Consider the following 26,732-nt stretch of genomic DNA (forward strand, 5'->3'; position numbering starts at 1 on the left):
CAATAAGAATTGTAAAAAAAATAGTTAAATTATCTATTGCTTAATTTCTGAAAATAAAACGCAGGTAAAAGAATTAGCAAAAATAATGGATGAATGATAAATCTTCTGATGTAAAATGGTAATAAATACCCAGATTGAAATTGATCTCTTAGTAAAAGTGAAAAAACAATAATCAAAATTATAAACGCAGTCATTAAAAAAAAGCCAGTAAATTTCACATAATCTTTTCTTTCAAAAATAACCCATATGATTGCGATTGTTATTACTGAATTTAAAACGTATCTAAAAAGCATATCGACAATTAAAGACCAAATATTTAAAGAAGGCATATTTGTATATAGATAATCGTTTTTAAAATATGTAATTAAAGGATCGTAAAATAATTCTTCAGAAAACGCTCTCACTACAAATAATAGAGAAACAAAAAGTAATAATAATATTATTTTTATGTACCTATTCATCGTTTATAGTTGCTAAATTTATTAACCCAAATTACCCAAAGTAAAAATACTGTACCATAAATTAATGCCGGAAAAACCAAGTTGTGTAAAAACTCTTGCTTTTCTGGATATTTATAAATCATTACAGCAAGAAAAGCTATTCTGGCAATGTTTATTACGTAAATAAATAAACTACCTAAAATAGAATAAATTATGGTGGCTTTTAAAGAGCCCGCAAAAGCCACGATAAAAGCAATAAATAAAATTATAATATTTATAGAGTTGCAACCTTCTATAACTCTTGCGGTATATTTACCATGAATTAATAATTTTACAGAAAGTTCTTCTTTATGCTGATAAGCGCCAGAATCATAACCAAAAAAATCTAATAAATCTACCGTTTGATCTGCAACAATAGTTGTTATAGAAGCGGTTTTAAATTGCCCTACTTTTGTTTGTGATTGTTGTAAGTAAGACGAGTAAATTGCGAACAAAATAAAGTATGTTGCAAAAAACTTAATTAAAAAAAAGACTACATTTTTATGTTTTTTCACAATATAAAATGATTTAATTTTGCAATTTACAATTATGTTTAAACGAAGATACAAAAATGGAAACTAATATATTAAAAAATAAAGTAGAAAGCATTATTGCTTTAGAAGAAAATGTAGCTGTTAAATTACAAGCTATTTGCGATTTATTGGAGCAAGAAATTTCTTACTACGATTGGGTAGGTTTTTATTTTAAAAATGGAGATAAAAACGAATTAAAATTAGCACAATATACAGGTGAAGAAACAGAGCATACAATTATTCCTTTTGGAAAAGGTATTTGTGGGCAAGTAGCTGTAAGTAATGAGAATTTTGTAGTTCAAGATGTTTCTGAACAAGATAACTATATTTCTTGTGGTTGGAAGGTGAAGTCGGAAATTGTAATACCAATTTTTGTAAACGGAGAAAACATAGGTCAAATAGATATAGATTCTCATACAGCAAATACATTTACAGAAAAAGACGAAGAGCTTTTAGAGTTTGTATGTAGTAAAGTAGCAACTATTTTATAGGATAGTTGTTACTTTAATTATTTTTTTTATATTTGTTAACAACATTTTATTATTTATAGTATTTCTATAATCATTAAATCCCTAACTGATGAGAAAAGAACACCTTACCTCTGTTGCAAATAGCGACATTACAAACACTTTTGTAGAGAAAAAACAATCATGGACTCATATGTTTGTGCAATGGTTTCATAATTTTTTAGAAACTGCAGAGTAATAAAGCCCTAAAAACTTACTAATATACCCTAAAATGAAAAAAATTACCCCTAATTTTTTACTAAAAATTTTATATTCAACAAAAAAAAATCAAGATAGAAGAGTGCCAAGAGATTATACAGCACTTGTAGAGAGTTTTAAATCGAAAGTGCAAGTAAACTAGTTGTTAATTACTTCTGGTTTTTGTTACTATCTTTTTATTGTCTTTCATACTTGGTTTTACTAAATTTGCGTGCTTAACAACACAACATTAGATGAGCACTTCAAAAACAATTAAATCCGCATTAATTTCAGTATTTCACAAAGATGGTTTAGAGCCAATTGTTAGAAAATTAAATGAACTTAATGTAACCATTTACTCTACAGGAGGAACAGAAAAATTTATTAAAGATTTAGGAATAAATGTAGTTCCTGTAGAAGATGTAACTTCTTATCCTTCAATTTTAGGAGGAAGAGTAAAAACCTTACACCCAAAAGTTTTTGGCGGTATTTTAAATAGACAAGATCACGAAGGTGATGTTGCAGAACTTAAAGAGTATAACATTCCGCAAATAGATTTAGTAATTGTAGATTTATATCCTTTCGAAAAAACAGTTGCATCTGGTGCGCCAGAGCAAGATATTGTAGAAAAAATAGATATTGGTGGTATTTCTTTAATTAGAGCATCAGCAAAAAACTTTAAAGATACTTTTACAGTTTCTTCTATGGATCAATACGATGCTTTTTTATCTATTTTAGATGAAGGAAACGGGAAAACTACTCTTGAACAAAGAAAGAATTTTGCAGCAAAATCGTTTAATATCTCTTCTCATTACGATACAGCAATTTTTAATTACTTTAATGCAGATGAAACTCCAGCCTTAAAACTTAGCGAAACAAATGCTAAGGTTTTACGTTACGGAGAAAATCCACATCAAAAAGGATACTTTTTTGGTGATTTAGAAGCTATCTTCGATAAATTACACGGTAAAGAATTAAGTTATAATAACTTGTTAGACGTTGATGCTGCTGTAAATTTAATAGAAGAATTTAAAGGAGAGGCGCCAACATTTGCAATTTTAAAGCATAATAATGCTTGTGGTTTTGCACAAAGAGAAACTATAAAACAAGCCTATGTAGATGCGTTAGCAGGTGATCCTGTTTCTGCTTTTGGTGGAATTTTAATTGCCAATACAGAAATAGATGCTGCAACTGCAGAAGAGATTCATAAATTATTTTGTGAAGTTGTAATTGCACCAAGTTATTCAGAAGAAGCTTTAGCTATTTTAAAAGGTAAAAAGAATAGAATAATTCTTGTGCAAAAAGAGGTTGCATTGCCAACAACTACTATTAGAACTTGTTTAAATGGTAATTTAGTGCAAGATAAAGATAGCATTACAGATAAATTAGAAGATTTAAAGTACGTTACAAACAATAAACCAACGCAATCTGAGTTAGATGATTTATTATTTGCGTCGAAGTTATGTAAAAACACAAAATCGAACACAATTATTCTTGTAAAGAATAAGCAATTATTAGCAGGAGGGACAGGGCAAACAAGTAGAGTAGATGCTTTAAACCAAGCCATTGAAAAAGCAACTTCTTTTAAATTTGATTTAGAAGGATCTGTGATGGCTAGTGATGCATTTTTTCCTTTTCCAGATTGTGTAGAAATTGCAGATAAAGCAGGTATTAAAAGTGTTATTCAGCCAGGTGGTTCTATTAAAGATCAACTTAGTATAGATTATTGTAATGATAATAATTTATCGATGGTTATGACAGGAACAAGACACTTTAAACATTAATAAATTATAAGTTTTACAAGCATATTTTTAGTAGCTTTGTAATACTTACTTAAAATAATACATTAAAGATATTTTATGGGTTTTTTTGATTTTATGACGGAGGATATTGCGATTGATCTAGGAACCGCAAATACGTTGATAATTCACAACGGAAAAGTAGTTATAGACAGTCCTTCTATTGTTGCTAGAAATAGAATTTCCGGTAAAATAATTGCAATTGGTAAAGAAGCCAATTTAATGCAAGGAAAAACCCATGAAAATATCAAAACAATTCGTCCGTTAAAAGACGGTGTAATCGCAGATTTTCAGGCTTCAGAAGAAATGATAAAAGAGTTTGTAAAGCAAATTCCGTCAATCAAAAAGAAGTTATTTCCACCAGCGCTTAGAATGGTAATCTGTATTCCTTCCGGAATTACAGAAGTAGAAAAACGTGCTGTTAGAGATTCTGCTAAACACATGAATGCTAAAGAAATCTATTTAATTTACGAGCCAATGGCCGCTGCAATTGGTGTTGGTATAGATATTATGGAGCCAAAAGGAAACATGATTATTGATATAGGTGGTGGTACAACAGAAATTGCTGTTATTGCTTTAGCTGGTATTGTTTGTGATCAATCTGTAAAAGTTGCAGGAGACTTGTTTACAAACGATATAATGTATTATATGCGTACACAACACAATTTGCATGTAGGAGAAACTACTGCAGAAAAAATAAAAATAACAATTGGTGCTGCTACAGAAGATTTAGAAACTCCGCCAGAAGACATGTTGGTTCAGGGTAGAGATCTATTAAGTGGTAAGCCAAAACAAGTGCAAGTTTCTTACAGAGAAATAGCTAAGGCATTAGATAAATCTATTTTAAGAATAGAAGATGCTGTAATGGAAACTCTATCTAAAACTCCGCCAGAATTGGCAGCAGATATTTATAATACTGGTATTTATTTAGCCGGAGGAGGTTCTATGTTAAGAGGTTTGGATAAAAGGCTTTCTAGAAAAACAGATTTACCGGTTTACGTAGCAGAAGATCCTTTAAGAGCTGTGGTAAGAGGTACTGGTATTGCATTAAAAGAATTAGATAAATACAAAAATGTATTAATGAAATAAAACTTTAGCGGTATAGTATGCAGCAACTTATTTACTTTTTACAAAAATTTAAATATTTTTTATTCTTTATGTTGCTGCAATTAATTGCTTTAGCACTTATTTTTAATAACTTAAACTTTCATAGAAGTAAGTATGTAAACTCTGCAAACTCTTTAACAGGAGGTATGTATAATAAAGTTTCTAATATTTCTGAATATTTTAGTTTAAAGCATACAAATAATATACTTTTAGAAGAAAATACACGCTTAAGAAATTTACTACAGCAAAAAGATATTTCATTTGTAAATGTAGATTCTACAGTTATAGATACCCTAAAATATTTTCAGAAATTTACGTTTTCAAACGCAAGAATCATCAATAATAATTACGCTAAAGAATTTAATTTTTTAACTATTGATAAAGGAGAAAATGATGGCGTTCAAAAAGAAATGGCTGTAATAAATAGTCTAGGAATTATTGGTATAACAGATAATACTTCTAAGAGATATGCTAGGGTTCAGTCTATTTTAAATAAAAATTCTAATTTAAATGCAAGGTTAAAAAATAGTCAATATTTTGGTTCTTTAAAATGGAATGGATTAGATTATAACATTGTGCAGTTAATTGATATACCAAGGCAAGCAACTGTTAGAGTTGGCGACACTATCGAAACTGGTGGTAAATCTACAATTTTTCCAGAAGGAATTTTAATAGGAACCGTTAGTAGTGTCAATAAAAACAATGCAGTAGAAAACATTATAAACGTAAAGTTATTTAATGATATGAGTAATTTAGGTAAAGTTTATATTGTTAAGAATTTACATAAAGAAGAAATAAAGAATTTAGAAAATCTAGTAAATGAATAAGACAATTTTTTTCGGACTTCTATTTGTCTTTATGATTTTGATACAAGTTTTTATTTTAAATAATATCTTGTTTTTAGGTTATGTAAACCCCTACATGTATATAATGTTTATATTTCTATATCCATTAAATAAAAATAGATTTGTTTTTCTGTTTTTAGCCTTTTTATTAGGATTAATTATCGACTTCTTTTCAGATTCTGGCGGTATACATGCTTTTTCTACGTTGTTTATAGCATATATTCGATTGTTTTTCGTGAGAGTATATTTTAATAAATTTGAGGTAGACTTCCCTTTTTTTAGACTTAATTTAGAGCCATTTGGTAAACGATTTAATTATGTTGTAACTTTAACAGTAATTCATCATTTTATTTTATTTTCTTTTGCTAACTTTAGTTTTCAAAATTTCTCTAATGTTTTAACTAACACAATTTACTCTAGTATTTTTACGTTAATTCTATATTTTTTAGTAACGTTTATTTTTTCTAAAAAGCAATAATGCAAAAAAGTTTATTACTATACACTTTAATCACACTTGTGGGTTTGGTTTTTATTGGACGATTATTTCAACTACAAATCGTCAGAGGAGAAAGTTATGATCCTATACATAACTCTGCGGTAGAAAAAAAGTTTGATTATCCAGAAAGAGGGTATGTTTATGATAGAAATGGTAAGTTATTAATTGCAAATCAGCTTTCTTATGATGTAATGGTACAACCAAATAAAGTTACCCCATTAGATACATTAGAATTCTGTAAATTATTAAAAATAACGAAAGAAGATTTTTATAAAAGATTTAATAGATCTGTAAAATTTGCATCTTACAAACCTTCGGTGTTTTTAAAACAATTAGCAAAAGAAGACTTTGCTTTTCTTCAAGAAAAACTACATAAGTATAAGGGGTTTTTTATCCAAAAGAGAATAATTAGAGATTACCCTTTTAAATCTGCAGCAAATGTGGTTGGTTATATTAGTGAAGTTAACAATCAACTTGCAAAAAGTAGTACATATTACGAACAAGGAGAATTAATAGGTAAAGCAGGAATAGAAAAACAGTATGAACTTTTTTTAAGAGGAACAAAAGGGAAAAAATATTTTAGAAAAAATAAATTGAATAATATTGTTGGCTCTTTCAAAAACGGAGCTTATGATACTTTACCCGAAAATGGAAAAGATTTAACCTTAACTTTAGATTTAGATCTGCAACAATTTGGCGAGAAGTTAATGCAAAATAAAAGAGGAGGTATTGTTGCAATTGAACCAGCTACAGGAGAGATTTTAGCATTAGTTACTGCACCTTCTTATGATCCTAATATGATGGTTGGTAGAAAACGATCTTCTAACTCTGTTATTTTAATGGATCCAGATAATTTAGAAAAGCCAACTTATGATAGAGGTTTGAAGGCCTCATACCCTCCAGGATCACCATTTAAAATGATGAATGCTTTGATTGGTTTACAAGAGGGAGTTATTGATGTAAATACAACTTTTAAATGTTTTCACGGTTACAGATATGGTAGCAGAAAAGGTGAGTTTATGGGATGTCATTGTAATATTTATAACAGACCAATTAGTCTAAAAACGGCAATAGCTAAATCTTGTAACAGTTACTTTTCTAACACCTATAAAAGGATTGTAGAAAAAGACAATAAACCTTCTAAAGGATTGGATAGTTGGGCAAATCATGTAAAAAGTTTTGGTTTGGGTAATTATTTAGGATACGATTTACCACAAGGAAGTCCTGGTTTTATACCGATAGGTAAATATTACGATGATGCGTATCGTTATTCTTGGAATGCATCAACAAATATATCGAATGCAATTGGTCAAGGAGAGGTTCAAACAACGCCAATTCAGTTAGCTAATTTTACAGCGGCAATTGCAAATAAAGGGTACTTCTATACTCCACATATTTTAAAAAAAGTTAATGGTAAACCAATAGACAACCCTAATTTTACACAAAAGAAAGTAACTTCTATAAAACAAGAACATTTTGATCCTGTTATTGAAGCAATGCATGAAGTTTTTAAAACAGGAACAGGAAGTGGAGTAAAAGTAAAAGGAATTGATATTTGTGGAAAAACAGGAACTTCTGAAAATTACGCAGTTGTAGACGGTAAAAGAATTAAGTTAGAAGATCATTCTATTTTGGTAGCATTTGCGCCAAAAGATAACCCTAAAATAGCAATAGCTATTTTTGTAGAAAATGGTGGTTATGGTTCTAGAATTGCGGCTCCTATTACTAGTTTGATGATAGAGAAATACCTAAACGGAAAAATATCAGAAGCAACTAAGTATAGAGAAACAAATATGTTAAACATCAGTTTAAAATCTGAATACGATAAATTAATACCTAAAAAAGAAGAAGAAATTGCGTCAGGAACGAAATAATATTTTTGTAGGTGTAGATTGGTTATTAGTAATCCTATTCGTTGTTTTAGTTGGTTTTGGTTGGCTAAATATTTATTCTGCATCTAAATCTGAAGAAGATTTAGAAATTCTTAGTTTTTCTACAAAATACGGCAAACAGTTAATATTTATTTGCTTAACAATTCCGTTGATAGTATTGATACTTTTTTTTAATTCTAAATTTTACGAGAAATTTTCTAGTATTTTATACATTATTTCGCTGTTGTCTTTAGTCGGTTTGTTTCTTTTTGGTAAGACAATTAACGGTGCTACTTCATGGTATAATTTTGGGGTTCTTGGTTTGCAACCTTCAGAATTTGTAAAAGCCTTTACAGCTTTAGCTGTAGCAAAATTATTAAGTGATAGACAATACAATTTTAAGTTGGTTAAAAACCAGGTAAAAGCTTTTTTCATCATTTTCTTACCAGCTTTTCTAATTATTTTACAGCCAGATGCAGGTTCTGCATTAATTTACCTGTCATTCTTCTTTGTATTGCATAGAGAAGGTTTAACCTTGTACTATATTATTATCGGTGTAGCCATTGTAGTGTTGTTTTTACTAACAATATTATTTGGTACCACAATAGTTTTATCGACTTTATTAGGGCTCATAACTGTTTTTACTGCTTATATTGTGTATAAAGGAGGTAAACGGTTCTTGCGTTTTAATTGGTATAAAATAATTGGAGTTTATTTAATAGTTACTGTATTTGTACTTGGTACGGGTTTCTCTTATAACAATGTATTTAAACAGCATCATAGAGATAGATTCGAAATTTTATTAGGATTAAAACAAGATAATCAAGGTATTGGTTATAACTCTTATCAATCTGAATTAACTATTAGTTCTGGAGGTATTAGCGGTAAAGGATTTTTAAAAGGAGATTTAACACAAGGTGATTTTGTACCAGAACAACATACAGATTATATTTTTAGTGTAATAGGAGAAGAATGGGGTTTTTTAGGTAGTTCTTTAGTTATTATTCTTTTTATGCTGATGATGTATCGAATAATATATTTATCCGAAACACATACAAATAAATTTGGTAGAATTTACGGTTATAGTTTGGCTTCTATACTCTTTTTTCATGTAATTGTTAATGTAGGTATGGTTATAGGTTTGTTGCCCACTGTAGGTATTCCTTTGCCTTTTTTTAGTTATGGAGGTTCTTCACTTTGGGGGTTTACAATTTTACTTTTTATTTTTATTAGGCTAGATGCTCACAAAAAATATGATTGGTAAAACTATATCAATATTTTCTAAACATATTTAATAGTTGAATTTTCTATTTATATATTGTAGTGTATTATTATTAGTTGATATAATCTGCATATGTTAAGGTAATTTTAACTGGATAAATTTCTTTACAACAATTACACTTCTTTTTTAAGAGTAGTTAAGAGTTAGTATTATGGCATATAGAAGAAACCCCTAATTAATATTTATAATCCCTCTTAGATATATTATTTGGAATGTATTAATTTATGAAAAAGTAAAGCACAAAAAAACTCTGAATAAATATTCAGAGCTTTTTAAAATTTCTTAAGAATTAAAATCTTACAATGCAGCTACGTGCTTAGTTAATTTAGATTTTAAATTAGCAGCTTTATTCTTGTGAATAATGTTGTTTTTAGCTAACTTGTCTAACATAGAAATAACAGCACTTAATTTTCCTTCTGCTTCTTTCTTGTCTTCTGATGTACGTAAATCTCTAACAGCATTTCTAGTTGTCTTGTGCTGGTATTTGTTGCGTAATCTCTTAGATTCGTTACTTCTAATTCTCTTTAATGCTGACTTATGATTTGCCATAATTTCTTAATTCGTTTTTTTATTAAAACTTTGTAGTCCGTACGGGAATCGAACCCGTGTTACATGGATGAAAACCATGCGTCCTAACCCCTAGACGAACGGACCATAACAATCAATCGATATATTTATATATGTCTCAATTGCGGGTGCAAATATACAACCTTTTTTTACTTGTGCAACTATTTTTTAAAAAAAAATGCATTTTTTTTTAAAATTAATATGCTTTTGCAAAAAGTACCCTTTTAGAAGAGGGTTTTCCACTAAAAACACATACACCATTTTCTTCTTTTGCATCATTAGGTATACATCTAATAGTTGCTTTTGTAATTTCTTTAATTTTATCTTCTGTTTCTTCTGTGCCATCCCAATGAGCCGATACAAAACCTCCTTTAGTTTTAATTGCTTCTTTAAATTCTTCAAAAGTATCTACAGACGTTGTGTGCTCGGTTCTAAAATCTACAGCTTTAGTATATAAGTTTTCTTGAATTTCTTCTAAAAGATTACTAACAAAATTAGAAACATCAGCTTGATTAATTGTTTGTTTCTCTAAAGTATCTCTTCTAGCAACTTCTACTGTTCCGTTTTCTAAATCTCTTTTACCAATTGCAATTCTTACTGGTACACCTTTTAATTCGTATTCTGCAAATTTAGCGCCAGGTCTAAAAGTATCTCTATTATCAAATTTTACAGAAATTCCTTTGGCTCTTAATTCTTTTACAAAAACATTTACTTTTTCTGATATTTCTTCTAATTGCTCTTCTCCTTTATATATTGGTACAATAACAACTTGTATTGGCGCTAATTTTGGTGGTAATACTAAACCATTATCATCTGAATGCGTCATTATTAAACCTCCAATTAGTCGAGTAGATACTCCCCAAGATGTTGCCCATACATGTTCTTGTTTTCCTTCTTTTGAAGTAAATTTAACATCAAATGCTTTGGCAAAGTTTTGTCCTAAGAAATGGCTTGTTCCTGCTTGTAATGCTTTACCGTCTTGCATTAAAGCTTCTATAGTTAGTGTGTCTTCTGCTCCTGCAAAACGTTCGCTATCAGATTTAGAACCTTTAATTACTGGCATAGCCATAAATTGTTCTGCAAAAGTTGCATAAACTTCTTGCATTTGTTTCGCTTCACTAATTGCTTCTGCTTTTGTTGCGTGTGCCGTATGACCTTCTTGCCATAAGAATTCTGCAGTTCTTAAAAATAATCGAGTTCTCATTTCCCAGCGAACAACATTTGCCCACTGATTTATAAGTAAAGGTAAATCTCTATAAGATTGTATCCATCCTTTATATGTGTTCCAAATAATAGCTTCCGAAGTAGGTCTAACCACTAATTCTTCTTCTAATTTAGCTTCTGGGTCTACTCTTAATTTTCCTGGTTTATCTGGATCATTTTGTAATCTATAATGTGTTACAACTGCACATTCTTTAGCAAAACCTTCTGCATTTTTTTCTTCTGCTTCAAATAAACTTTTAGGAACAAATAAAGGAAAATAAGCATTTTCATGACCAGTTTCTTTAAACATACGATCTAATTCTGCTTGCATTTTTTCCCAGATTGCGAAACCATACGGTTTTATAACCATGCATCCTCTCACAGCAGAGTTTTCAGCTAAGTCTGCTTTCACAACTAACTCATTATACCATTTAGAATAATCGTCTTCCCTTTTTGTTAAATGTTTACTCATAATTAAAAGTTTGGCACAAATATTGTTACCTTTAAAGTGAAATTTATGTTAAAAGATTGTTTAGAATTTTTTTATAATAAACGATACAAAATTACTACAAAAAGGTTATAGACCAAGTAAAGTTTAATTTTTTTTGTTTAACGTACTATTTCGACAACAATAAATACCCACATAAAATACGCCTTATGAAAATACGACACATAAAAAATAATAGTAACTTAATTCTTCTTTTAATAACTACTAGTTTATTCTTAGTTTCTTGTGGTACTTATCAAAGTGCTTATAATGATGACGGAATTTATGGTAGCGATTCTAATATTACAGAAAGTAATGTTAGAGTTGTAGATGAAGCGGGTTATAATAATTACAATAACGATTACTTTACAAGAGAATTAGAAAGATTAGAAAACTTAAATGATACTGAAATTTTTACAGATGTTAATTCTTATAACTCACCAGATTCTGTTTATGTAGAAGATAATTTAAATTACAACACGAACCCTTCTTGGGGAGCCAATGATAATAATGATGTTGTTGTTCAAGTAAATTTAATTAATGATCCTTATTGGAATAATTTTGGCTCTTATTATAATAACTGGGGCTTTAATAACGGTTTTTACAATAACAATTGGAGATTTAGAAATAGATTTTGGAATAACTATTGGGGGTACAATCCTTATTGGCATCCTTATCATAATAATTTTGCTTGGGGCTTTAACTATGGATTCTACGGTAACCCTTATTATGGTTTTTACAATCCTTACAGAAATAATAGATTTTACAATTATAATAACAGATATTATAGAAACTCTACATATGGTAGAAGAACAGTTTATAATAATAACAACAGAAGGTATAATGTAAATTCTAGAAATACATCTGTTTCTTCTAGAAGAAGAGGTACAAGTACCAGACAAAATTCTAATACTACAAGAAGAAGAACCTCTAATACTCGAAGTAGAACTTATGGTAACACTTCTAGAAATACGAATACTACTAGAAGAAGTTCTGGAAATACATCTAGAAGTTCAAGTTCTACTAGAAGAAGTTCTGTAAATACATCTAGAGGATCTAGTAGTACAAGAAGATCTGGATCTTCTACAACAAGAAGAAATAATGCTAGTGTAAATAGAAGATCTACGAGTAGTTCTAATAGAAGTTATTCTAGATCGTCTACAAGCTCTTCAAGAAACACGTCTAGTAGAAGTTCATCAACTAGAAGTAGTAGGTCTTCGGGTAGAAGTTCATCATCTTCATCCAGAAGAAGAAATTAAGACTCTTATTCATTAACAAATACAAAATTTAAAAATGAAAAAAATTATAACATTAGCGGTATTATTCGCAGTAACAATAACGTCTTATTCTCAGTCTTTAGGGTATCAAGATTTAGGATTGCTTTTTTCTCAAGACGATAATAATGGTACAGCAAGGTTTACTTCTATGAGTGGTGCTTTTGGGGCACTTGGTGGAGATTTATCTGTTATGAATATCAATCCTGCAGGTTTAGCTGTTTTTAATAATAGTGCCTTTACTGCTACATTAAATTCAAGAAATACAGATATTAATACAACCTATTATGGAAATAGAACTAAGAATCAAGAACAATTTTTAAACTTATCGCAAGCTGGTGCAGTTCTGGTTTTTGACAGTGCTTATAAATCTGATTGGAGTAAATTTGCAATAGGTTTTAATTATCGAATTACAAAAGATTTTACAAATAGTTTTAGCGCTATAGGTAATAGTGGTGTTGCTACTTTTAGAGATTTTCCTCTAGATGATAATACGCCAACGATAGATTATAATATTGCAGAAGAACAGCGTTTTTTTAATGATTATAAAGGTGAGTTAAGTGAAATGAATATTGCATTTTCATCTGTACATAGAAATAAATTGTATGTTGGTGCAGGTTTAAATTTTTACGATTTAAATTTTAGCCAGCGTTCTACCTTGGTCGAGTTTAATAATGATGGAAACGGAAATACATTAGATGCTAATTTATATCAAGAAAACTTTACTACAGGTGCTGGTGTTTCTTTAAACTTCGGTTTTATTTACAAAGCACATCAAAATTTTAGATTTGGTATGTCTTATCAAACACCAACTTGGTTTACAGAAATATTAGAAGAAACTAATATTATTGATAATGATGGTTTTAATGGTGATACAGAAATAACAGTTAGTAACAACAATACTACTTACGATAATACTTTTGGTGGAAATTTTCCTTCTCAAAGATTAATTTACAGATTAAAAACACCAAGTAAATTTACAACTAGTGCAGCTTTTGTCTTCGGAAAAAATGGATTGTTGAGCATCGATTATATTAACAAGAATTATAAAAATATGGAACTTTCAAATGGAGATTTTTCTGATGAGAATAACTTTTTTGTAAATGAATTAAGAAATACACATGCAATTAATATTGGTTCAGAATGGCGATTTGATAGATTTAGTGTAAGAGGAGGTTATAAATTCGAGCAAAGTCCAGATAAAATGGCTTTAGATTCAGATAACTTAGAAGGTTATTCTTTTGGTGGTGGTTATAATTTTGGAAATTTCAAAATAGATTTAGCTTACAGTAACAATAATAGAACAACACCATACAACTTTTATTCAGGTTTTAATGTAAATGCAGCTGATTTAGATATCGATAATCGATTTTTTACAGCAACTGTTTCTATAAACCTATAGTATATTTAATAACTTATTTTTAAGACTCTGTTAGATTTTATATTTTAATTATAAAATCTAACAGAGTCTTGAAGTTTTATAGCATTAGATAATCTTATTTATCTTTTTTGCCTTAATTTTGCAATTCAATTTTTAGAACATGTCAGATACTAAAATTACCATACAAGAAACTACTAATGATACAATCATTAAATATAACAGTAACACTATTTTAATAAATGGTGGTAGTTATGAGTTTAATAATATAGACGAAGCAAAAAACTCTCCGTTAGCACAACAATTATTTTATTTACCATTTGTAAAAAAGGTTTTTGTTACTGCAAACTTTATAGCAATTCAGCGTTTTGATATTGTACAATGGATTGATGTACAAGAAGAGGTGAAAGAGCAAATTGAAGCCTATTTAAATGCTGGTAATGTTGTTGTAAACGAGCAAAAAACTTCTAAAAAGGAAGCTGTAGAGGTGTATGCAGAAGTTACGCCAAACCCAGCAGTAATGAAGTTTGGTACAAATAAAGCCTTAACTCAAACAGATGTTGAGTTTAAAAATATAGATGAAGCAAATACGTCTTCTCCTTTAGCGCAAGCAATTTTTAATTTTCCGTTTGTAAAAGAAGTTTTTATTTCTGATAACTATATTTCTATTACCAAATATGATATGGTAGAGTGGAATGAAGTTTACGGAGAAGTAAGATCTTTTATTAGAGAATATTTAGCCGAAGGAAAAATAATAATTAAAGAATTACCAAAGCAAGAAGCAGCAACATCAGATAATGCTACAGAAGTAGTTCCAGAAGTAGCTTTAGAAGGAATTTCTGCACAAATTGTAGATATTTTAGATGAATATATTAAGCCTGCGGTTGCAGGAGACGGAGGAAATATTGCTTTTAGATCTTTTGATGAAAAGAATAAAGTAGTAAGTGTAGTTTTGCAAGGAGCTTGTAGTGGTTGCCCATCATCTACAGCAACATTAAAAAACGGTATAGAGAATTTATTAAAAGAAATGTTACCAAATCAAATTAATGAAGTGGTTGCAATAAACGGATAATAAAATATAATATTTAAGCTTTAAGAAATAACGTATGTCGAAAATTATAAAACCTTATAAAGATTCAGAATTAGGGAAAAAAGAACAAGTTGCTCAAATGTTCGATAATATTTCTGGTAATTACGATGGTTTAAATAGAGTTATTTCTTTAGGAATAGATGTTAAATGGCGTAAAAAAGTTGTAGAAATTGTTGGTAAAAACAATCCGAAGCAAATTTTAGATATTGCAACAGGTACTGGCGATTTAGCTTTAATGATGTCTAGTTTAAACCCTGATAGAATTGTTGGTTTAGATATTTCTGCAGGAATGTTAGAAGTAGGTAAGCAGAAAATAGCAAAAGCTAAACTTTCTGATAAAATAGAAATGATTGTAGGCGATTCTGAAGAAATGCCTTTCGAAGACAATACGTTTGATGCCATTACAGTTTCTTTTGGTGTTAGAAATTTTGCCAATTTAGATAAAGGAATTAAAGAGATTGCAAGAGTTTTAAAGCCAACAGGAGTTTTAGTAATTTTAGAAACATCAAATCCAACCAAATTTCCTTTTAAACAAGGTTATAAATTATATACAAACTTATTTTTACCAATTGTAGGTAAATTATTTTCTAAAGACAAAGTAGCGTATTCTTATTTGTCTGAGTCTGCAAATTCTTTTCCGTTTGGTAAAGCGTTCAACAATATTTTACAAAAAAATGGGTTTACACATACAGAAGATAATCCTGTAACATTTGGTGTTGCAACAATTTACACAGCACGTAAATAATTATGAGTAAGAGAATTTTATTTTTTTGTTTTTCTATATTGGTTAGTAGTACTTTTTTTGCACAAAGAGAACGTGTAGATTATTTACCAACTTTTGATAAAAGACCTTTACATTATGGTTTTTACTTAGGTTTAAATCAAAATGATTTTAAACTAAACCTAAAAGAAAGTAGTATTACAGATGCAAATATTACTGTAGAATCTACAACCGGTTTTAATGTTGGTTTAATTGCAGATTTACGTTTGCACAAAAACTTAAATCTGCGTTTAGAACCAGGATTAATGAGTAATTCTAAAAATATAATTTTTAATCACTTAAACGGTTCTTCAAATCCGCAAGATAGCATTAGAGAAGTAAGTTCTACTTACTTACATGTGCCGTTAGTGTTTAAATTTAGTACAGATAGATATAAGAACTTTAGGCCTTATTTACTTGCAGGTGTTTCTTATGATTATAATTTTTCTTCAAACGAAGATAATCAAGATGATAATTCTGCAGGACAATTTCGAATGAAAACAAACAACTTTATGTATGAGGTTGGTGTTGGTGTAGATTTCTATTTATATTACTTTAAGTTTTCTCCTTCAATTCGCGGAGTTTTTGCAATGAACAACGAAATAAAATATGATGATGATCCAAATAGTAGATGGACAGCGCCCGTAAATTTCATGGGAACTCGTGGTATTTTTATAAACTTTGCTTTCGAGTAAGGTTTAACTATTTCGTTTAAATTCACTTAACAAAATAGCTGTTGCTGTAGCAACATTAAGGCTTTCGGTTTCTTGCAGCTCTCCAAATCTTGGTATAGAAATCTTATTAGATATTAATGTTTTAATTTTATTAGAAACACCATTAGCCTCATTTCCCATAATTAAAATTCCTTCTGCGGGTAACTGTGTTTTATACACATTATCACCATCCATATCAGCAATATAAGTCGGTAAATGTGTTTCGTTCAAGTAAGTTTCTAAATTAACGTAGTTAATAGCAATTCTAGTTAAAGATCCCATAGAAGCTTGTACAACTTTTTGATTATAACAATCTACAGTATCCGTAGAACAAATTAGTTGTGTAACTCCGTACCAATCGCAAAGTCTTATAATTGTTCCTAAATTACCAGGATCGTTAATGGCGTCTAAAGCTACCATTAAGCCAGAGTTGTTTGTAGTATTTAGTTTCGGTATTTTAAACAGTCCTAAAACTTTATTAGGCGATTTTAAAGAACTTATTTTTTTTAAATCGGTTTCTTCAATTCTAACAATTTTATCTTCCGGAAGATTTGTGTCATAATCATTAGTGCAGAATAATGTTGCTACTTCAAAAGAAGAATTTAATAATTCGTTTACCACCTTTATACCTTCTGCAATAAATAAATTATGCTTTTGTCTATACTTTTTTTGTGATAAACTTGTTATTAATTTTAACTGATTTTTTGAGATGCTCATTAATTGTGTCTAATTAGAAATAAACCGTTGAAAAATACTATTTTTGATATTAAATGTATTGCTAAAGTAATGAAAAAACTTTCTTTTTACTTTTTACTTATTTTATTTTTGACAGCTTGTAATTCTACAAAACATGTTGCCGAAGATAAGCAGATGCTAACACAAAATTATATTTTTGTTGATAGTGTAAAAAATAAAAGTGCAGATTTACAAAAGTATGTACTTCAAAAACCAAATCCGCGTCTTTTAGGTTTACCTTTTGGATTGTACTTTCATAATATAGGAAACCATAATAAGCCCAAAACTCCATCAGAATGGGGTTTAAAACATCCTAAGAAATATAATTTTATAAAAAATGTTTTTTCAGAAAAACAGAGTATTGCTTACGCAAATGCTTTTATCAATTTAAATAATTGGTTTTTAAATTATGATGCGCCTGTAATTTTAAGTGAAAGTAAAGTAAATAGAACAGCCGATAATTTATGGGCTTTTTATAAAACCCAAGGTTATTTTGATTCTAAAATTAATACGGTAATCGATAGAGATTCTATCGATAAAAAAGCAACCGTTAGTTATTATATAGATAAAGGCCAACCTACTTTATTAGATTCTATTAAACTTAAAATAGAATCTCCAGTTTTAGACTCAATTTATAGAGATTCGAAAATAAAATCTTTGTTAGTAAGTGGTAATCAATATAACGATAAAGTATTTCGAAAAGAAGCTAGTAATGTTGTAAAGTTATTTAAAAATAGCGGAATTTATTATTTTTCTGAATCGGCACTTGGTTTTTATGTAGATTCTACAAGAACAGATCATAAAACCAATGTAGAGTTTTTAATTGCTAAAGATAGGTTTAAAGAAAAAGATGGTATTTACGAGAAAAAAGATTATAAAGTACATAAAGTTACTGAGATTAATGTAGTTACAGATTATTCTTACACAAAGAAAGAAGAGGTATTTAAAGATTCGGTACATTATAACGGAATTAATTTTTTAGCAATTGATAAATTAAAATACAATCCTAAATATTTATCGCAATCTATTTTTTTTAAATCTGGTGATGTTTATAAAGACACATTAAGTAATTTAACAAGAAATCATTTAAAATCACTTAAAAACTTTAAATCTACTAACATATCGTTTAGCCCTATAGATGGTACAGATGATGAATTAAAAATGGATATTTTTCTATCACCAAAAGAGAAATATACTTTAGGTTTCGAAACAGAACTAACACATTCTAATATTAGAAATATTGGTTCTTCTGCAAAGTTTTCTCTAACCAATAGAAATGCATTTAAAGGAGCAGAATTATTAAAGTTTTCTTTTTTAGGTTCTTATTTTAATGCTAATAATGGCCCAGGTTGGGAGATTGGTGCAGATGCCTCTTTAGAATTCCCTAGATTGGTCGCACCTTTTGGTTTAGATAAATTAGTGCCAAAAAGAATGTCTCCAAGAACATTATTTTCTTTAGGGTCGAGTTTTCAGAAAAACATTGGTTTAGATAGGCAAACTTTTACAATTTTATCTGATTATAAGTGGCAATACAACAGTAAAAAAACCATTCAGTTAGAGATTTTTAATACACAATACATTCAAAATTTAAATGTAAATCGCTTTTTCGATATTTATGGATCAGAATTTACAAACTTAAATAATGTAGCAGAAATTTACGATCAAGAAAACAATACGTCATTTTTTCCATTGGCTACAGATTTAGAAAATCAAGCATCAGAATCTTTAAGATTTATAAGAAGTGTTGCTTCTAATGCTGGTTTTAGAAATACGAATCCAAACGATTTTAATACCGTTTTAAACATTCAAAACAGGTATAATATAGTTACTTCAGATTTTTTAATTCCCACATTAGCATATTCATTTACGTATAATAGTCAATCAGATTTTAAAGACAATAATTTTTCATTTTTTAAATTAAGGGTTTCAAATTCGGGTAATATTTTAGGTTTATTTTCTAAGGATTATAATGCCAATGGAAAAAAAACATTTTTAAAGATTCCTTTAGCTCAATATTTTAAAACAGATTTAGAGTATAAGAAGTTTTGGGATGTTGGATTAAATTCTGTGTTTGGATTCAGAACTTTTTTAGGTGCCATTTTAACCTACGATAATTCTGATATTCCATTTACAAGAAGTTATTTTGCAGGTGGTTCTAATGATATTAGAGCGTGGCAAACCTATGAGTTAGGTCCTGGAAGTAGAAATAGTGGTTTAGAATTTAATGTTGGTAGTTTAAAGTTTTTATCGAGTGCAGAATATCGATTTAATTTAATTGGAAGTTTTAAAGGAGCCTTATTTGTAGATGCTGGTAATATTTGGGATATTTCTAATGCAGAGTTTATAGACGAAGACGCTAAATTTAATAGTTTATCTTCTTTAAAAGATATCGCAATAGGTTCTGGTATGGGAGTTAGATACGATTTAAATTTCTTTGTATTAAGATTTGATGTTGGTTTTAAAACGTACGAACCTTATTTAGAGGGTGATAAGTGGTTTAAGAATTACAATTTTGCAAGTGCAGTTTACAATATTGGTATTAATTATCCTTTTTAAAAAAATCACAAAAAGTCTATAACGTTTTCGTTATTTTATACTCTGATTAAACATAAAAGTGTCTATTTTTAGTATTTTTGAAGAAATAAAAGAATCAACAAATTAAAATATCATAACTATGAGTCACAACATAAAACCTGGAGTTGCTACAGGTAAAGAAGTTCAAGAAATTTTTAAACTTGCAAAAGAAAAAGGTTTTGCATTACCAGCTGTAAATGTTGTTGGTTCTAATACAATTAATGGTGTTTTAGAAACTGCAAGAGATTTAAATGCACCTGTTATTATTCAGTTTTCTAACGGAGGAGCACAATTTCAAGCAGGAAAAGGATTGTCTAATGAAGGGCAAAAAGCTGCAATTGCTGGTGGTATTGCAGGAGCAAAGCATGTACATGAATTAGCTGTTGCTTACGGTGTACCGGTTATTTTACATACAGATCACTGTGCAAAGAAATTATTACCTTGGATAGATGGATTATTAGATGCTTCTGAAAAACATTTCGAAGAAACTGGTAAACCTCTTTACAGTTCTCATATGATAGATTTATCTGAAGAGCCATTAGAAGAGAATATCGAAATTTGTAAAACTTATTTAGCTCGTATGAGTAAAATGGGTATGACTTTAGAGATAGAGTTAGGTATTACAGGAGGTGAAGAAGATGGTGTAGATAATTCTGATGTTGATGTTTCTAAATTATATACGCAACCAGAAGAAGTTGCTTATGCTTACGAAGAATTATTAAAAGTATCGCCACAATTTACAATTGCCGCTGCATTTGGAAATGTACATGGTGTTTATAAGCCTGGTAACGTAAAATTAACTCCAAAGATTTTAAAGAATTCTCAAGAATTTATTTCAGAAAAGTACAATGTAGGTCATAATCATATCGATTTTGTATTTCATGGTGGTTCTGGTTCTACTTTAGAAGAAATTAGAGAATCTATTGGTTATGGTGTTATCAAAATGAACATTGATACAGATCTACAATTTGCTTTTACAGAGGGTATTAGAGATTATATGCAAGGTAAAGCAGCGTACGTTGCAACACAAATTGGTAACCCAGAAGGAGATGATCAACCAAATAAAAAATATTACGACCCAAGAAAATGGTTACGTGAAGGAGAAATTACTTTTACAAACCGTTTAAAGCAGGCATTTCAAGATTTAAATAATGTAGATACTTTATAGTATTTATTACTAAATAAATTAAAAAGCATTTTGAATTATTTCAAAATGCTTTTTTTTATGAAAATTTCTAACTCAAATAGAATAATCACATAAAGAAGAAACTAGAATTAGAAAAAATCTTTTACATTTGTACTTCATATTTATTTTAAAATAGATATTTTATTTTAAGATATTAAATTAAAACAAACACATAACATGGCTTGGTTTAAAAGAACAGATAAAGGAATACAAACTTCTACAGAAGATAAAAAAGACACTCCGAAAGGTTTATGGTATAAAACACCTAGCGGAAAAATTATAGATACAGAAGAATTAAAAAGAAACCTATACGTTAGTCCAGAAGATGGTTATCATGTAAGAATAGGTAGTAAAGAATACTTCGAGTTGTTTTTTGATAACAATGAATTTAAAGAATTAAATGAAGGTTTAACTTCTAAAGATCCTTTAAAATTTGAAGACACAAAAAAATATCCAGAAAGATTAAAAGCTGCGCAAGCAAAAACAAAACTAAACGATGCTGTAAGAACAGCGGTAGGTAAGTCTTTGGGTAAAGATTTAGTTATTGCTGCCATGGATTTTGCTTTTATTGGAGGTTCTATGGGATCTGTTGTAGGAGAAAAAATTGCAAGAGCTATCGATTATTCAATTAAGAACAACATTCCGTTTTTAATGGTTTCTAAATCTGGTGGAGCAAGAATGATGGAAGCATCTTTGTCTTTAATGCAATTGGTTAAAACTTCATCTAAGTTAGCGCAATTGGCTAAAGCAAAAATACCTTATATATCTTTATGTACAGATCCAACTACAGGTGGTACAACAGCTTCTTATGCAATGTTAGGTGATATTAATATTGCAGAACCAAATGCTTTAATTGCTTTTGCAGGACCAAGAGTTGTAAGAGATACAACTGGTAAAGATTTACCAGAAGGTTTTCAAAAATCTGAATTTGTTTTAGAACACGGTTTCTTAGATGCTATTTACGAGCGTAAAGACCTTAAAAAAGAAGTGAATTTATATATAGATTTAATACAGAATTTGCCAATTAGAAAAGAGGCAGTTGTTTAAAAAGAAAAACTTATTATAAAATAAAAAAACCAGCATTTGCTGGTTTTTTTATTTTGTAATGGTTTGTTGTTTCTGTTAGAATCTCCACCCAACATTTACACCAAGCCTAGGTACAAGTATTGGCGAATCTGTGCCAAAAAGGTTTCTACCTAAACCACCATAAATATCTATAACCAAACCTCCTTCAGAAGAATATTTAGTTCCTATTGCTACACCTAAGGCTGCATCTGTATATTTTAAATCATAAACACCAGAATCTTTAACTGTTTCTGTTTTTCCGGAATTTATACCTACAAACCCTTCACCAAAAAAGTTCCATTGTGCATCTGCTGTAAAATAATGACGAAAATAAGGTGTAATCATTGTGTTTTCGTTATACCTAAAATCAATATCTTGTTTAGCTAAATTAAACAAAGCAGAAACCCCGAAAGAATTTTCTACACTAATGTAATTTTCATAAGAAAATTCTAAACTTCTTATAACTAAAGCATCGGCAACATCTAGCTTAATTTCTTGTTGAGAATATCCTAAGGAACTTACTAGAAGTCCCAGTATTAAAACTATTTTTTTCATGTTATTAATTTTTACAAATTTACTAAAAATATGATTGGTTAAAATCTGTAGCCTAAAGAAATACCACCTCTTGTAATTAAATCATTATTTAAACCTTCTTCGTTGTTACTATTATTAAATAAGTTTCTACCAACACCTAAATAAACCTCTGTAATAAAACCAGATTTGGTAACAAATTTCCCTCCTACAGAAATACCTAACGCAAAATCTGTCTCTACAATTGTATCATTATCATAAAAAAAAGAATAATCATCTTCATAAGTATTTAGCATACCAAAACCTTCTACAAAGAATCCTCTAGCGTATCTTGTTTCAGAAAAAAACCATCTATAATATGGTGTTAAAGAAAACTTCTTCGGAAAATACAAATCATCAGATACGTCGTTAAAATTGTAAAATAGATCGATACCAAAAGAAGAATCTTTGTTCAATAAATTTTCATAACTAAGGTTTAAAGAAGAGAATGCAATTAAACTAAAAGCATTCAGTTTAAATTCGTGTTTTTTATCATTGTCTTGCGGATACTTGAATTTCTCTTTTTCTTGAGCTGTTAATTGAATGCTTGTGCATACTAACAATACAAATAGAATGATTTTTTTCATATAATTTTTGGTTGATTTTTTTTCAAATGTATTAAAAAATTGCACGTAATTGCACACTTCCGGTATGTATGGTTTTAGAAGTTTCACTTTTTCGACCTAAATAGCTTAAATTTAAATTTAAAAAAGAATTTAATTTCCTATTTAAAAGTAGATTCCAAGTATAGTTCTTTCCTTCTTGTAAACCTTCTAACATTTGATAAGCTACAGGTGTATTTGCATCGCCTTTATAATCGTTTAAAAAGACGTTTAAACCTGCCGATATTTGATTTTTTTTAGAGCCTAAGTAAAAGTATTCAATTCCGAATTTATGTTGTTGTAAGGTTTCGAAATCTTCTAATGTGTTTTCTTTATTTTTATAATGATAAAAAGCAGACAGTCGATTGTTTTGATTTTGTAAAAAACTTATTTTGGGTTGAAACTCATATGCATCTATAATGTAGTTTCTATTATCAAAATTTTCTGTAAGTAAATTATTTGTAGATTTTTTTCCTAATAAATTAAAAACCCAAAATGTTGCAAATTTATGAGTAAAATCTACTTGATGCATCTTAATTATATTTTCTTGTGTTCCTATAAAATATAATTGCTTGTTTCTTTGATTACCATAAGTGTAACTTGTACTGTACTTTTGTAGATTTTTGTTGAAATGTAAGCTGTTTCTTATACTATAATTAAGACCTATTAAATTGTTTTCATCAAAATTAAAAGGATTAAAATTAAAAGAGTTTCCATTTCTAGCTTGTTCATTTTCGATGCTTAATAAACTTTCATTTTTGAAATTAGAAACTAATTTTTTAAATCCTTTTTGGATTTTCCATTGATTAAAATTTAGGTTGATAGCTTGTCTAAATTTTGCTTTTTGTGTAGCAATAAAACGAATATTTGGTTTTAAAATTCTTAAATAATTTGCTTGATCTTTAAATTCGGCAATTTCAAATTCATCAAAATCTTGTACGCCATCATTGTTGTAATCTATCCAAGTATAAAAACCAAAACCTGGCTCTGTCTTAATGTAAATATATTCTTGCCTTGCAACATTACCAGAAGAGGTTTCGTAAAGCGTGCTTAGATTTACAAAGTTTTTAAATAATTTTTGATTGAAAAGAACTCTTGAGTTTAAAGATTTTTCATCGTTAGTAAAAGCATTATTAGTAAGTCTGTAATTTGCATAAATAGCTAAATTTGTACTTTTATTTTTGATTAGTTTGCTGTTTATATAAAAAGATTTTCTATTGTTAATTTCTGTGAAAGCATTCGATTTAATACTATCATTGTTTCTGTAGTTAAAACCAATTTTAGCAAATACTTTTGTGGTATCTCCAAAGCCAAAATAGGTTTCAAACTCTTTAAACCTGTGACTTGTATTTGTGTAGACATTAGTCTCGGTAAGTTTTCTGTTGTTGGTTTCGATATTTGTAAAAGCACCTAACCAGCTTTTTTTAAACGAATGCTCTACAATAGCTTTAGCTCTTAAAAAGGTGTTATTTTCTATTGTCGATGTGTTGTTAAGTAAACTAGCGTTTACAAAAAAAGAAGTTTTTTTATGGTTTATTTTTGATGCAAGAACATGCTTATTACCATTATAAGTGTTTAAGTAATTTAGGTTTTTAAAACTGTATAAAATATAATCGTTGTTTTTATTTTGAAGATTAATTTCGGATTGAAAATAGTTTTTAGTGGCGTTGTTTGTTAGTAAATTCCAATCTCTATTAAATTCTATAGATTCCCAACGTTGTAACGTTTTAAAGTTTTGGTGTGCATATTCGTGATTAAATTTACTTGTTAATTGCCAATTACGATCTATTAAAACTTGTTCCCAACCAATTTTTGCAGCCAAACCTGTATTCTCGCCATTATCTAAATTAGAAAATAAATTAGCGTCATTATTACTAACAGCAATTTCTGAAGTTATTTTGGTTTTATTAGAAGAATCATAATCCGATTTTAAGACAAATATTTGCGATTTTGTTGGCGGAATTAATCTTGTTATCGGTGCATAATCACCTTGATTTACACCTACATAATTATATATTGTACCAATTGCTGTTGTGTTGTCTATAGCATAATCACCATTATTAGCACCAACATTTGTAAATGTAACAAAATACAATTCTTCATTTTCATCTTCAGAATATTCAAAATTTTCTACAGCACCATTTATAACTTTTCGGTATAAAATCTTATTTTCATCATAAGTATCTAAATAGGCACTTTCTGCTAACATTAAATCTTTATTATTACCTGCATTTGCTAATATTTCTTTTTGAGTATCTGTTAATACTTGTTGTACTGGTTGATTTTTAGCGTCGTTTTCGCTGTAAAAAAAACTATTAATTTTTAATTTTTCGGTTTTATAATCAATAGATTCATAGGTAATAAAACGGGTGTAATTTCTATCAGAATATTGAAAATCGATTGTAATTCTCATATCATTAGTAATAGGGTAGGTGGTATTAAAAGTTATTTCACCTAAATTGTAATCAATTTCATAATCTTTATTTTCTCCTCTTTCAATTTTAATTCCGTTAACATATACTCTTTCACTACCCGCAATTATAAGAATATTCGATTCGTTGTTTGTTCCAATAATTTTATAAGGTCCTTGGTTTCCTTCATTACCAACAATAGAAAATGTTGTGAATTTTCCTCGTACAATTGCACCAGAAGCACCAACTTTTAAATTATCAGAAATTTTGGCTTCTACCTCTAAACCAGATACTTGTTTTGTAAAAGGAGCAAAGAAACTTTGAGTATTGCTTAAGGATAAATCACCAGCTTTTACTCGCCAATCATCAGTAAACATTTCTATAAATATTCTATCGAAATCACTTATTTTTTGTGAGTATCCGTTTTCTTGAATCGGAATGTTAGTATCCCAAATATTAGCTCTTAAAGTTACTTTTTCTGATAATTTACCAGAAATTTCTAAATCTAATGCTGCGTTGGTAACCGTATTTTGGTTGTTCCCAGAGGTAATTCCTCTAGAGATGAAACCTTTGGTTTGTAAACCATCGAACAGTTTAATTTCTGATGATTCTTTATTAGTTGTTAAACTATATAATTTGCTAGTATTACTTCTATTAGGTACAATTAAGCTATCGTTGTAATTCGAATAAACTCTTGTTAAAAATTCTGGGTATCGAAAGTATTGTATGGTAATTTCTGAATATATTTTTGAATTTAAGATTAAAAGAGCCTTATTAAAATTAACTTGATAGTTGGTAGTATCTATAGCTTTAAAATCTTTGTTTAAAACTTTAAATTTTTGTGGATTTATGGCAATCGAATCAAATTTTATAGAATCTTTTTTAACAGTAAGTTTAATAGATCTATAATTTGAAGAACCCGTTTGTGCTTGGGTAAAATACCCAATTAACAAAAAGAAAAAAAAGAGATTTTTTTTAAACATTTACAAACTATACGTTGT

The 26,732-nt window shown here is 28.9% G+C and carries 25 protein-coding genes and 1 tRNA gene; 17 read left to right on the top strand and 9 right to left on the bottom strand.

Translation table 11 applies throughout. The features are described 5' to 3' along the window. Nucleotides 1-29: 29 nt before the first annotated feature. Both ACYPV9_RS03310 and xrtF read right to left on the bottom strand, forming a co-directional pair. On the bottom strand, nt 30-461 hold the full coding sequence (locus ACYPV9_RS03310; protein WP_459741585.1) for an exosortase F system-associated membrane protein: 432 nt from the start codon (nt 459-461) through the stop codon (nt 30-32). Then, nucleotides 458-994, bottom strand: a complete 537-nt coding sequence (xrtF, locus tag ACYPV9_RS03315; protein ID WP_459741586.1) for an exosortase family protein XrtF — start codon at nt 992-994, stop codon at nt 458-460. Before xrtF ends, ACYPV9_RS03310 begins: the two co-directional genes overlap by 4 nt. Before the next feature lie 56 nt (nt 995-1,050). On the opposite strand from xrtF, the gene ACYPV9_RS03320 reads away from it, so the two are divergent. From ACYPV9_RS03320 to rodA, 9 genes are all read left to right on the top strand, one after another. Beyond that, nucleotides 1,051-1,503: a GAF domain-containing protein gene (locus ACYPV9_RS03320; protein ID WP_459741587.1), complete on the top strand. Its 453-nt coding sequence runs from the start codon at nt 1,051-1,053 to the stop codon at nt 1,501-1,503. A gap of 88 nt (nt 1,504-1,591) precedes the next feature. After that, nucleotides 1,592-1,717, top strand: a complete 126-nt coding sequence (locus ACYPV9_RS03325) for a hypothetical protein (protein ID WP_299062039.1) — start codon at nt 1,592-1,594, stop codon at nt 1,715-1,717. Between the two features lie 33 nt (nt 1,718-1,750). Further along, a complete protein-coding gene (locus ACYPV9_RS03330) occupies nt 1,751-1,879 on the top strand; it encodes a hypothetical protein (RefSeq protein WP_299062036.1) in 129 nt (42 codons plus the stop codon). Between the two features lie 91 nt (nt 1,880-1,970). Further along, nucleotides 1,971-3,500 (top strand): bifunctional phosphoribosylaminoimidazolecarboxamide formyltransferase/IMP cyclohydrolase, encoded by a 1,530-nt coding sequence (gene purH / locus ACYPV9_RS03335; RefSeq protein ID WP_299062032.1) that lies wholly within the window; start codon nt 1,971-1,973, stop codon nt 3,498-3,500. 75 nt (nt 3,501-3,575) lie between these two features. Further along, nucleotides 3,576-4,604, top strand: coding sequence for a rod shape-determining protein (locus ACYPV9_RS03340; RefSeq protein WP_299062029.1), 1,029 nt, complete (start codon nt 3,576-3,578; stop codon nt 4,602-4,604). A gap of 17 nt (nt 4,605-4,621) precedes the next feature. Then, nucleotides 4,622-5,449: a rod shape-determining protein MreC gene (gene mreC / locus ACYPV9_RS03345; protein ID WP_459741588.1), complete on the top strand. Its 828-nt coding sequence runs from the start codon at nt 4,622-4,624 to the stop codon at nt 5,447-5,449. Continuing rightward, the gene (gene mreD, locus ACYPV9_RS03350; RefSeq protein WP_299062023.1) at nt 5,442-5,945 is read left to right on the top strand and encodes a rod shape-determining protein MreD; all 504 of its coding nucleotides are present in this window, start codon (nt 5,442-5,444) and stop codon (nt 5,943-5,945) included. Before mreC ends, mreD begins: the two co-directional genes overlap by 8 nt. Next, nucleotides 5,945-7,837, top strand: coding sequence for a penicillin-binding protein 2 (gene mrdA, locus ACYPV9_RS03355; RefSeq protein ID WP_459741589.1), 1,893 nt, complete (start codon nt 5,945-5,947; stop codon nt 7,835-7,837). Before mreD ends, mrdA begins: the two co-directional genes overlap by 1 nt. Then, complete coding sequence (gene rodA / locus ACYPV9_RS03360; RefSeq protein WP_459741590.1) at nt 7,818-9,098, top strand: rod shape-determining protein RodA; 1,281 nt, start codon at nt 7,818-7,820, stop codon at nt 9,096-9,098. The genes mrdA and rodA overlap by 20 nt, the downstream gene beginning before the upstream one ends. 315 nt (nt 9,099-9,413) lie before the next feature. On the opposite strand, the gene rpsT is transcribed toward rodA, so the two are convergent. The 3 genes from rpsT to proS form a co-directional block, all read right to left on the bottom strand. Beyond that, nucleotides 9,414-9,665, bottom strand: a complete 252-nt coding sequence (rpsT, locus tag ACYPV9_RS03365) for a 30S ribosomal protein S20 (RefSeq protein ID WP_299062014.1) — start codon at nt 9,663-9,665, stop codon at nt 9,414-9,416. 33 nt (nt 9,666-9,698) lie between these two features. Then, nucleotides 9,699-9,770: transfer RNA gene (locus tag ACYPV9_RS03370), tRNA-Glu, on the bottom strand. A 109-nt stretch (nt 9,771-9,879) separates the two neighbouring features. After that, a complete protein-coding gene (proS, locus tag ACYPV9_RS03375) occupies nt 9,880-11,358 on the bottom strand; it encodes a proline--tRNA ligase (protein WP_459741591.1) in 1,479 nt (492 codons plus the stop codon). Nucleotides 11,359-11,543: 185 nt separating this feature from the next. Between proS and ACYPV9_RS03380 the strand changes: the two genes are divergently transcribed. The 5 genes from ACYPV9_RS03380 (at nt 11,544) to porT (ending at nt 16,570) form a co-directional block, all read left to right on the top strand. Next, nucleotides 11,544-12,632 carry a hypothetical protein gene (locus tag ACYPV9_RS03380; protein WP_459741592.1) on the top strand — a complete coding sequence of 363 codons (1,089 nt, stop codon included), beginning with the start codon at nt 11,544-11,546 and terminating at the stop codon, nt 12,630-12,632. 34 nt (nt 12,633-12,666) lie between these two features. Beyond that, complete coding sequence (locus ACYPV9_RS03385; protein WP_459741593.1) at nt 12,667-14,049, top strand: OmpP1/FadL family transporter; 1,383 nt, start codon at nt 12,667-12,669, stop codon at nt 14,047-14,049. 139 nt (nt 14,050-14,188) lie between these two features. Next, a complete protein-coding gene (locus ACYPV9_RS03390) occupies nt 14,189-15,097 on the top strand; it encodes a NifU family protein (protein WP_459741594.1) in 909 nt (302 codons plus the stop codon). A 34-nt stretch (nt 15,098-15,131) separates the two neighbouring features. Continuing rightward, on the top strand, nt 15,132-15,860 hold the full coding sequence (ubiE, locus tag ACYPV9_RS03395) for a bifunctional demethylmenaquinone methyltransferase/2-methoxy-6-polyprenyl-1,4-benzoquinol methylase UbiE (RefSeq protein ID WP_077810209.1): 729 nt from the start codon (nt 15,132-15,134) through the stop codon (nt 15,858-15,860). A 2-nt stretch (nt 15,861-15,862) separates the two neighbouring features. Further along, nucleotides 15,863-16,570 (top strand): type IX secretion/gliding motility protein PorT/SprT, encoded by a 708-nt coding sequence (gene porT / locus ACYPV9_RS03400; RefSeq protein WP_299061981.1) that lies wholly within the window; start codon nt 15,863-15,865, stop codon nt 16,568-16,570. 3 nt (nt 16,571-16,573) lie between these two features. On the opposite strand, the gene ACYPV9_RS03405 is transcribed toward porT, so the two are convergent. Then, nucleotides 16,574-17,305 (bottom strand): TrmH family RNA methyltransferase, encoded by a 732-nt coding sequence (locus ACYPV9_RS03405; RefSeq protein ID WP_459741595.1) that lies wholly within the window; start codon nt 17,303-17,305, stop codon nt 16,574-16,576. A gap of 69 nt (nt 17,306-17,374) precedes the next feature. Here ACYPV9_RS03405 and tamL point away from each other — a divergent pair, with 69 nt between their 5' ends. The 3 genes from tamL to accD all read left to right on the top strand — a co-directional run bounded on the left by tamL (nt 17,375) and on the right by accD (nt 22,130). Then, nucleotides 17,375-19,879 carry a translocation and assembly module lipoprotein TamL gene (gene tamL, locus ACYPV9_RS03410; RefSeq protein WP_299061975.1) on the top strand — a complete coding sequence of 835 codons (2,505 nt, stop codon included), beginning with the start codon at nt 17,375-17,377 and terminating at the stop codon, nt 19,877-19,879. Between the two features lie 118 nt (nt 19,880-19,997). Further along, the gene (gene fbaA, locus ACYPV9_RS03415) at nt 19,998-21,065 is read left to right on the top strand and encodes a class II fructose-bisphosphate aldolase (protein WP_459741596.1); all 1,068 of its coding nucleotides are present in this window, start codon (nt 19,998-20,000) and stop codon (nt 21,063-21,065) included. Nucleotides 21,066-21,260: 195 nt separating this feature from the next. Continuing rightward, the gene (gene accD / locus ACYPV9_RS03420) at nt 21,261-22,130 is read left to right on the top strand and encodes an acetyl-CoA carboxylase, carboxyltransferase subunit beta (RefSeq protein WP_299061969.1); all 870 of its coding nucleotides are present in this window, start codon (nt 21,261-21,263) and stop codon (nt 22,128-22,130) included. 75 nt (nt 22,131-22,205) lie between these two features. Here accD and ACYPV9_RS03425 read toward each other — a convergent pair whose 3' ends face one another. Genes ACYPV9_RS03425 through ACYPV9_RS03435 form a run of 3 tightly spaced genes read right to left on the bottom strand, consistent with a single transcriptional unit; the run spans nt 22,206 to nt 26,714 of the window. After that, nucleotides 22,206-22,703: a hypothetical protein gene (locus ACYPV9_RS03425; RefSeq protein ID WP_459741597.1), complete on the bottom strand. Its 498-nt coding sequence runs from the start codon at nt 22,701-22,703 to the stop codon at nt 22,206-22,208. Between the two features lie 38 nt (nt 22,704-22,741). After that, the gene (locus tag ACYPV9_RS03430; protein WP_459741598.1) at nt 22,742-23,305 is read right to left on the bottom strand and encodes a DUF3575 domain-containing protein; all 564 of its coding nucleotides are present in this window, start codon (nt 23,303-23,305) and stop codon (nt 22,742-22,744) included. A 31-nt stretch (nt 23,306-23,336) separates the two neighbouring features. Next, on the bottom strand, nt 23,337-26,714 hold the full coding sequence (locus tag ACYPV9_RS03435) for a hypothetical protein (RefSeq protein WP_459741599.1): 3,378 nt from the start codon (nt 26,712-26,714) through the stop codon (nt 23,337-23,339). Between the last annotated feature and the right edge of the window lie 18 nt (nt 26,715-26,732).

The sequence above is a fragment of the Polaribacter sp. OB-PA-B3 genome (assembly GCF_054589375.1).